The organism is Bradyrhizobium sp. LB11.1 (assembly GCF_040549385.1).
Lineage (GTDB): Bacteria > Pseudomonadota > Alphaproteobacteria > Rhizobiales > Xanthobacteraceae > Bradyrhizobium.
Map to the genome: position 1 here is coordinate 1 of NZ_JBEPTH010000043.1, position 8656 is coordinate 8656.

At 58.6% G+C, this 8656-nt stretch carries 7 protein-coding genes and 1 pseudogene; 3 read left to right on the plus strand and 5 right to left on the minus strand.

Annotated features, from left to right (window positions below; translation table 11 throughout):
• Positions 1-1440: 1440 nt before the first annotated feature.
• Complete coding sequence (locus tag ABIA96_RS36280) at positions 1441-1863, plus strand: hypothetical protein (protein ID WP_354141685.1); 423 nt, start codon at positions 1441-1443, stop codon at positions 1861-1863.
• Positions 1864-2082: 219 nt separating this feature from the next.
• Here ABIA96_RS36280 and ABIA96_RS36285 read toward each other — a convergent pair whose 3' ends face one another.
• Positions 2083-2706, minus strand: coding sequence for a tyrosine-type recombinase/integrase (locus tag ABIA96_RS36285; protein WP_354141686.1), 624 nt, complete (start codon positions 2704-2706; stop codon positions 2083-2085).
• Here ABIA96_RS36285 and ABIA96_RS36290 point away from each other — a divergent pair.
• The gene (locus ABIA96_RS36290; protein WP_354141691.1) at positions 2705-2860 is read left to right on the plus strand and encodes a hypothetical protein; all 156 of its coding nucleotides are present in this window, start codon (positions 2705-2707) and stop codon (positions 2858-2860) included. The genes ABIA96_RS36285 and ABIA96_RS36290 overlap by 2 nt on opposite strands.
• Here the strand turns inward: ABIA96_RS36290 and ABIA96_RS36295 are convergent.
• The 4 genes and pseudogenes from ABIA96_RS36295 to ABIA96_RS36310 form a co-directional block, all read right to left on the minus strand.
• Positions 2789-2953 (minus strand): annotated as a pseudogene (locus ABIA96_RS36295) (phage integrase N-terminal SAM-like domain-containing protein); the annotation flags it as partial. The gene ABIA96_RS36290 and the pseudogene ABIA96_RS36295 sit on opposite strands and share 72 nt — an antisense overlap.
• A 233-nt stretch (positions 2954-3186) precedes the next feature.
• A complete protein-coding gene (locus ABIA96_RS36300) occupies positions 3187-3576 on the minus strand; it encodes a response regulator (RefSeq protein ID WP_354141687.1) in 390 nt (129 codons plus the stop codon).
• The gene (locus ABIA96_RS36305; RefSeq protein ID WP_354141688.1) at positions 3573-5654 is read right to left on the minus strand and encodes a sensor histidine kinase; all 2082 of its coding nucleotides are present in this window, start codon (positions 5652-5654) and stop codon (positions 3573-3575) included. Before ABIA96_RS36305 ends, ABIA96_RS36300 begins: the two co-directional genes overlap by 4 nt.
• Before the next feature lie 58 nt (positions 5655-5712).
• Positions 5713-6900: an FIST signal transduction protein gene (locus ABIA96_RS36310; protein ID WP_354141689.1), complete on the minus strand. Its 1188-nt coding sequence runs from the start codon at positions 6898-6900 to the stop codon at positions 5713-5715.
• Between the two features lie 614 nt (positions 6901-7514).
• Here ABIA96_RS36310 and ABIA96_RS36315 point away from each other — a divergent pair.
• Positions 7515-8516 (plus strand): AraC family transcriptional regulator, encoded by a 1002-nt coding sequence (locus ABIA96_RS36315; protein ID WP_354141690.1) that lies wholly within the window; start codon positions 7515-7517, stop codon positions 8514-8516.
• The last annotated feature ends 140 nt before the right edge of the window (positions 8517-8656 follow it).

Consider the following 8656-nt stretch of genomic DNA (forward strand, 5'->3'; position numbering starts at 1 on the left):
GATCTCAAGACAGGACGCCCCGTTGCGCTACCGTCTTGGCCGTGCCGCCCGCCGCAGCGCACTACCGCGCGAGCGGTTTAGTCCTTTGGCCCATCGCGTCAGTTGGCGCAGTGCGGCGACATGTCCAGTGCCGGGGGTGGACCGGAAGTCCCGAACTCAGGTGCAGACCGACGCGATTGACCCTTAGCGGTCCTTGACACGCAGCCAATCGAAGGGGGACCAGACCGAGCCTAGTACCTGTAATAGGATGTTAGCCTTGGATGATGTCCGGGATATGATCGAAGTGGACGTCCAGCACAAACGTTGTCGCGAGCCTGCGCCGCTTGCCGATGATACCCATCCACCTCGTTCAGCAATCGATCAGGGATGTTGCATGACTGGCGATCATTGTCCGCGTAGTTGAGCGTCGCCTCCGTTGCCACAGAGGCTTGGGCCAATGCTCCGCAGTGCTACGATGCCGGTGCATTCATCGCATGCTTCCAAGCCTCACTAGCAGCGTTATGCGATCGCAACACTTCGGCGCACGGCGCCTGCGCTTCGGCCTGAACTCCGAGCCCGAGCAGCACGATTATCGTGAGGGTCGGCACTCCTCTCAACGTCATCGGACTTCTTCCAAGCGTTCGCCCCAAGCGTTTCACTAACTCGGCGGGTTGCTGGTATCAGCGCTGACGATGGCAATCTGTCTGCGCACAGTGTCATCGTTCCATTAAATGGAACCATCGGCCTTCTTTGAAGGCGCGCGAAACATTTTCGTATCCCTGTAACTTAAACTAAACGTGGGGCCTAATCGAAAGGTCGCGATATGGAACCGACCAATCGAATATCGGACCACATCGACCATGAGACTGCCCGGTCGATCCGTGGCAAGGTGGGTGACAGATTGAAACAGAACTTATCTCTCGAAGCCTCGCCTCTGCCGCCCTATCTCGAACGTCTAGTCGATGAATTGCGCAATCAGGAGCGTCATCCAATTGATGGCGTCGCAGCGCCCGCTAACCGTTTCCTTCATGCGACGCGGCGGGTAGCCGCGGCCGTCAGAGCGCGTGTAAAGAAGAAGCCGTCGCCGCGGTGGCTTTTCCGCTAATCTTGTCGCTGAGCCATTCCAGGCTCGGCCGCGCCGGACGCCATGAGGACATGCCTGTTCAGTGAACGGTCAAGCCGCGCTGTTTCCCCTGTTGGCCCTTCGCGGCATATTGCAGCGCCGCGCGGCCTTGGTCGCTAACGGCTATAGCGGAAGTCTGATGGATGCGTAGGAACGGCGGTGCCGGTTGCGTTTGGTTCATCAGATCTGAGCTCTACCATCGCCTCTCAGGCAATAGTCGCGCGGTGTTGCAGCCGAACTCCCCATTATACGATCGTGCAGCGTTATACGGGAGCGAATCTCATATTGGCTTTGCAGGCCCGCCGCCCTAAAGTTGCGGAGATCGCAGGACGGGCGAAATGCAGTATGTTTGCGACGCGCCGAACGGAAAGACCTGGTTCCGTATCGAGACGGAAGGTGAAGCGGCGCATGAGTCACGCCTGATGAGCCACACAGTCGAGAAATATTTCCGCTGCGAGCGGGAGAAGGCAGTCCAGTCCTGGCGTCCGGAGCGGCCCAATGCGATCGAGCGCGACATCGGCCTCGACGCCCATGTGCAGCGAGAGATGCCGCTTTTCCTCACGTTGCGCGACAGGGAGGGCAATGCACTGACTACAGCGATGCTGCCACCGGGTGGCAATGATCGCGGCGGATTCCGGATCATCATCGTTGCCGCATCCAATGCCGATCCCTATCCTCAGCAGGGCGCGGCCATCGCTGCGCTGGGAGCGCATTTCGGTCTCACACTCAATCGCGACCGCTGCTTCCCCTACGGCCGCTAAGGATCCTGACAAGTATCGCTACTTGATTGGAGCGATGTCGGCTCATGGGCCCATCACGCTGCAGTAGTGGGTCGCTTTCGGGGAAAAAGCAGACATCAAACGGCAGGCAGGATCGGTTGGGTCGGTCGCGAATGACCCTTAGCAGGCATCTTCGATAGAACTAGACTAGGGCGCGCAGGAGCCTAGCTAGCTAAATCCTTCCACAAAGCAGCACACCTGCTATTTGACGGCGCCGCCGGCGATGAAGCGGTCGAGGAAGAGATTATAGGCAATTGCCACCGGGATGGCGGCGATCAAGGCGCCGGCCATGATCTCACCCCAAAAGAACACATTGCCGCGGATGAGATCGGTCGACACGCCCAGCGTGACCGGTTTTTGGTCTGACGACGAAATGAAGGTCAGCGCGTAGACGAACTCCTGCAAGGTCAGGGTGAACGTAAAGATCACCACCGTCAGGATTGCGGGCACCGACAGCGGGATCGCCATCTTGATGAAGGCGCCGAACAGGCTGGCGCGATTGAGCTGGCCCGTGGTCATCGGCTGGGCCGGATCACGGCCCGGGAACAGCCAGCCCTGCGGGCGTGCCGCCTTCCACCAGGCCCGCAGCAGATCGAGCAGGCTTGGCGACAGCATGACGTTACGGTCCTTGCCACCCTTGCCCTGCTCGACGCGGATGATCATGCGCGTGCTGTCGATGTCCGCGACCTTGAGCGTGACCACCTCGGCGGCGCGCAGGCCGGCGCCATAGGCCACGCTCAGCGCCGCTTTGTACTTCAGCCCCGGTGCGGCATCGAGCAGCCGCGCCACCTCCTCGCGGCAGCTTGCGCGGCTCGTGAATGACATGCGTGTGCTCGACGAGCTCGTGCCGCTTCAGCGTGACCCGAAAGAAGAACCGCAGCGTCGAAACGGTTTGATTGATGGTCGGAACGCCAACGCCGCTCGCCGCCAGATGCAGCTGGTAGCGGCGCACGTCCTCGAAGTTCGCCGTATCCGGTGATCGCCCGAGGAACGCCGCGAAGTTCTTGACCCGCTGCACATAGTCATGTTGGGTCTTCGGCGCGAACTTGCGGATCGTCATGTCTTCGATCATGCGCCGGCGCAACGGGCACCTCGTCGGTCATGGGGATGCTCCTCCTGTCTGATGTGAGGTTGGCAACCCCTCATCTTCAGACAGGACGCCCCATCCCGATACTGGCTGAACTTCCAGCCGCAGCCCCCTACCGCGCGAGCGGTTTAGTCCTGTGACCCGCAGCGGACATGGAATCGCAAGCGGATGTCGGGACGGCCGGTAGCCAACTGAGCAACACCTGCAGCCCCTTGAGGTCAACCCGGAGATGTCGGCAGCTGTCGCAGCTGCGCCTTCAGGCGATCGAAATCAACCGGCTTGCTGAGAAATTCAGCGGCGCCCAGTTGGCTGGCCCGACGTCGCCGCTCGTCATCGCCATAGGCGGTGACCATCATGACCGGCAGACCGGGGAACCGCTTCTTGATCGCGCCGAGCAGTGTCAACCCGTCCATCCCCGGCATGTTGATGTCGGACAGGATCACGATCGGAGGCGGCTCAATCCCGTCGTTAAGCAACTTCAACGCCTCCGCGCCGGACGCCGCGAAATGCATGGTATAAACGCCCTGCCGTGCCTCGCGCCGAAACCGCTGGCGGAAAAGATCGGCGACATCGGGTTCGTCATCGACGATGAGGATGCTGACACTCATGCCACGGCACTCCTGTTGCCAACCTGAAGGCGCGGCAGGCGGATCGTGAACGCGGTGAACTCGCCGACCTCGCTATCAACGGTGATCGTGCCGCCATGCTCTTTGGTAACGATCTCATAGCTGATCGAGAGGCCGAGGCCGGTGCCTTCGCCGGTCGGCTTGGTCGTGAAAAACGGCTGGAACAGCTTGTCTCTTATCTCGGCGGGAATGCCGGTGCCGTTGTCACGGACACGGATTTCGACGGCTCCGCCGACATCGCTAGTCGAGACCTTCAGGGTCGGCTGGAATTCCGGGTCATTTCCTGTCTTCCGGCGTTTGTTGGCGGCGTAGAAGCCGTTACCGAAAAGGTTGAGCAGCACCCGCGTCACATCCTGGGGCACCAGTTCAATGGGGACGATGCCCGGAGCGAAATCGCGTTCCAGCGTTACTTGGAAAGTTTGATCCTGGGCACGGGCACCATGGTAGGCAAGGTTCAGGGCTTCCTCGATCAGCCCGTGGAGATCGACGCTGTGGCGTTCGCCGGTCCCACCACGGGAATGCTCCAGCATGCTCTTGACGATGCCATCGGCGCGCCGTCCGTGCTCGGCGATCTTTTCGAGATTGCCGGTGAGAAGCTCGATCGTTTCCTCAACTTCCGCACGCTTGTTCTCGCCGAGTGCAGCGACCGCCGGCGCCGTAGCCTCTTTCAATTCGTCGAGCAGTTCGACCGATAGGTTGGCAAAATTGTTGACAAAGTTCAGCGGGTTCTTGATCTCGTGCGCGATGCCAGCTGTGACTTGTCCGAGGGACGCCATCTTCTCAGCTTGAATCAGATTGACCTGCGCGGCTTTTAGCTGGCGAAGCGTTGTTTCGGCGGTATCGCGCGCTTCACGGGTCTCGGTGATCAGCCGTGCGTTCTCCATCGCGATCACGGCCTGATCGGCAAAGGTCCGGACAAGCTCGATGTGTCGCTCGGTAAAAGGCTCGACCCGCGTCCGTCCAAGAGCTATGACGCCCACTACGCCCCCCTCACGCAACAGCGGCGCGCCAAGCGCGGTTCGGGCTTCGCCCAGTGCAACCACGTCGGCCAAGGCGTATTCCGGGTCTGAGGTAACGTCTGTGATATGGACGATCTGCCCCTCTAGCGCGGTCCGTCCGGTGACGCTGCCCCGGCTCGCCGCCAATAGCCGACCTTTAAGAAGCGCGTCATACTTGGGCGAAAGGGAAAAAAGTGCCGCCACCCGATAATCTTCGCCCTCGCGGTTGGAGATTATCGCGAAATCAGCGCCGCAAAGCCGCGCCACGGTCGCGATCAGCGTTTCGAGTACCGGTTGAATATCAAAGGTCGAGCGGCTGATAACCTTGAGCACGTCGCTCGTCCCGGTCTGGTATTCGAGCAACTCTTCAAGTTCACGCGTACGTTCGCGGACTTTCTCTTCGAGAGACTGCCGCTCCCATTCGAGGGCTTGGTAGAAGCTCGCGTTGTTGATCGCGGTAGAGGTCTGGCTTACTAGGTTGGCTAGCCCGAGTAGGGCCTCACCGTCTTGGACAACCCGACACTGATAAGGCGCTCGCCCCGCTGTATTTCCTGCGACTAGCAAGCGAATTGGGTTCTTCGGTTCCCCGCCGAACGGCAATATGACGTACTCGTCCATACCGATGAGACGCCGCAGCGAGGTCAACTCGCTGCGGCGGCAATCGGGCAAACACAGTACCCGCTCAACGCCGGCATAAAGTGGTGCGAGCGCCAATGAGGCGGTGGGAAGTACCAGCCTAGCAATGCTGGTACTCTCGGCATCGTCATAATATCCATCCATCGTCTGGATGGAGAAGATGTTCGCGCCGGATTGCTTCAGAAGAAAGAGGCAGCGCTCGAAATTGAGCTCGTATAAAACGAATTGGGCGGCCAGCTGCAGGATCGTAGTGAGGTCGACGGTTGTGTTGAATTTCTTTCCAAGCTCGTAGAGCTGGCGATACGCGCTCATCTGGCCGTCGAGATGCTCTTGCACTTCGTAGAGCTGAACCTCGGTTGTCACCAGGCGCTTGACCTCATCCGATAGGCGCTGGTTTTCGACCCGAAGCCGATCAATCTCACTCACGTTACCGGTCCTTTCCACATAGAACGCGGGCGTATAGCGGGACTCGACATTGGCTAACTCAGTATACTGCTAATACTACGGCGGTGTAGTTGTGGAAATAGTCGTGCCCTCCAATCGGACCAATCTCTCCATAGGTGTAGAGACCCATCCATGGCACGGTGGGCCCAATTTTTTGCTGAAGTTTTTCCAGTATTTGGCTTTTTTGCTGGTCGCGGAACACGGCCTTCCCGCGTCCTACGCAGTCGAACTGAAACACCATCTTCGCCGCGCTATTGCCTAATGTTGACTTGATTTCTTCGCCAATGCGTTCGACGCCGGCCGATATCTTTTCGTGGTCGCGTCGGCTCATCCAGATGCTCGTACCCTCTTCAACTTCGGTCGGAATTGTGATTGACCCAGCCTTGTCATCTTTTGTCGGCATGAATCGGATCAAATAGTCGTCGTAGCCCTTGATCTGTTCGGGCGCTTTGAATGCCATGCAGAGACTGAGGACCGCCTTGCTCCAATTGTCGATCTCATCACCGACGAGATATTCCTTTAAGACGTCGAGAACTGGCATACCGTCGATCTCGTAGATGACGTTGCCGGAGCAGCGGGTCACTTTCCGTTCGGCGCCGATGGGAAGGCAACCGTGATTGACCGACCAAGCAAGCCGGGCTGATCCCGACAGCAGGATGCAGGCGACACCATCGGATGTGATCTGATCGTCGCAATATTGATAAGTTTGTTTGAATTCCAAGTTGTCGGCCGACGTACCCCCAAACAAAGGCAGGTGACGATCAAGCTGCAGTTCACTCTTGAGGCCTGCAGCGAACCGGTCAAAATTCAGGGTCAACCCGTCGCCCAGCATAATCAGCCCAAGCGTGTCAGGCTGCACCTCGCAAGCTAAGTTCTGGGCGATGGTCCTTCCCGCGGCTTCCGAATCGGCCTTGAGGCCGGAGGCCATTGCGTTCTTGAAATTCAATTCGTCGGAGCTGATGGTCATCACGGCTACTGAGAAGTTCGACTCGTCGGCTTCGACACCTGCGATGATTCCCGCGCCAGACGCGCCTGCGAGCGGAACACCGCCGGTGGCTAAGCGGACGGCGTCTAAGAGTGCGCGCTGTTCATATCCGACGGAAGCAAACATAAAGACGAAGTCGGGCCGGTCGATCCCGGCCGCCGCCAATGCTCTCTCGGCGGCCTCGCGCCCGGCTACCTTCGGGTTGCGATGATGGCTCATACCGACACCGGCATTCGTACCCATCCGCGTGACCTTTCATTGGCGAAGACAGCCAGATCGCCCAGCAATGCGTGTCTCAGGATATCTCTGCACCTCCAAATCTACTAGCAGTTCCTTGCAAAACGGTCGGGCCGCCTTCCCCATCGGTTCCGGCCAACCGGAATGGGGGTAATTCCCCGTGCAGAAACTGTCGGTGGTAAGAACCACGATATCAAAGCCGAGCCTGTATCGAGGCCAGCAAGGTCCGGTTCTGACCCATCAGCGAATTACCGGCGCACCTCGTTGAGGTCCGCTTATTGAGTCGCTGCGGACTAGATTTGCTCAGGTTGAGTTATTCTCATTTTGACCCCATAGCGGTCTCGATGCCCGAGCGCTGGAAACGCGCTCAGCTTCGGCCGTCCCGCATTGGTTTCATCAAATGGTCTAAAATTTGAAGCGCTGGCACGCCAAGGATGAAGATGCCACCAAACCATTGACGTACGTCAAAATAGGTACATTGATCAGAGGTAACAACGAGACTACGATACAACCGGAATCGCGGCTACCATTGCCTAAGCCGCTTTTGCGATCCGAAGACTCTTTGCTGTCAATTTGCTTCCCGACCAATTTGTAGTTCTGTTTTTTTGGGGAGAACAGAAGTGGCGTGGAGTAGAGTTCTTTGCTTTACCGATCCGCTGGCGTGCCAGGCAGCCTTCCCATATTCCGACATTGAAATACTTCCCACGACGAAAGATTTTCGGGTCGAGATGACCCAGGTCGCCATGAGCCAGCTCTGGTTGCAACGTACTCACTTATCCTCGCCAACAGTCAGCACCGCCACAAGCAAGCCCGGTCGGCGATCGATCGGCTTTCTTACCGAGTCCAATTTGTCACCGTACTATCACTGTGGAATCGAGGTCGTGCCCGGCGACATCATTGATAACACGCTTGAAGTCGAGCATCGACGATGCGGCCCGGGTCTTGACTACGGCGCGATGTCCATCCCAACCGACGAGCTTGATACCGCAATCGAAGCGATAATTGGCTGCGAGTTGATGGAAAAGTCAGAACAGCACATTTTTCATCCGCACCCTCAATCGATGTCACGGCTACTGAATTTACATCGGGCGATCGGACAGCTCGCGCACGAGACTCCCGATATTTTGCAACTGCCGGAGGTAATTCGCGCGCTGGAGAATGAATTCGTGCATGTCATGGTCAGATGCCTCGCCGATGCGGTCGACGCAAAGACCAGCACTCGTGGCCGACGCCATGATGCGATCATCGCGCGGTTCGAAGAGTTTCTGGAGGCAAATCCCGACCGGCCGCTTTATCTCGCCGAAATCTGTGCCGCTATCGGCGTCGCGGAGCGAACGCTTCGCGCCTCCTGCGAAGAGCATCTGGGTATGGGACCGATCCGTTTTCTCACTCTCCGTCGAATGCACCTCGTGCATGGCGCGTTGCTGCGCGCGGTTCCATCGACGTCAACCGTCACTCGGATAGCTACCAACCATGGCTTTTGGGAGCTTGGCCGTTTTGCGGTGGCCTATCGCGCCGCGTTCGGAGAGTCGCCGTCCGAGACCTTGAGGCGCCCCACAAAGCAGATTGCGATCCACCTCAATCGCCCATCATCACTCGTGGCCGCTGAGGCCAACGCATAATCTTGCAAATTGGGGGGCCTCTTTGCTGCATGCAAGAGTCTGCTGTTGTGAAGGGTTTCGGATGCCGGCCCCATGACGGTGGGGCCGCGCGCACGGGGCCGGCGTCCGAAAGCCTCCAAGGGAGGAAACCGCGCTTGAGG

Coding starts and splice junctions, on each gene's coding strand:
- ABIA96_RS36280 (WP_354141685.1), top strand. CDS start 1,441: ATGCAGTATGTTTGCGACGCGCCGAACGGAAAGACCTGGTTCCGTATC.
- ABIA96_RS36290 (WP_354141691.1), top strand. CDS start 2,705: ATGCGTGTGCTCGACGAGCTCGTGCCGCTTCAGCGTGACCCGAAAGAA.
- ABIA96_RS36285 (WP_354141686.1), bottom strand. CDS start 2,706: ATGTCATTCACGAGCCGCGCAAGCTGCCGCGAGGAGGTGGCGCGGCTG.
- ABIA96_RS36300 (WP_354141687.1), bottom strand. CDS start 3,576: ATGAGTGTCAGCATCCTCATCGTCGATGACGAACCCGATGTCGCCGAT.
- ABIA96_RS36310 (WP_354141689.1), bottom strand. CDS start 6,900: ATGGGTACGAATGCCGGTGTCGGTATGAGCCATCATCGCAACCCGAAG.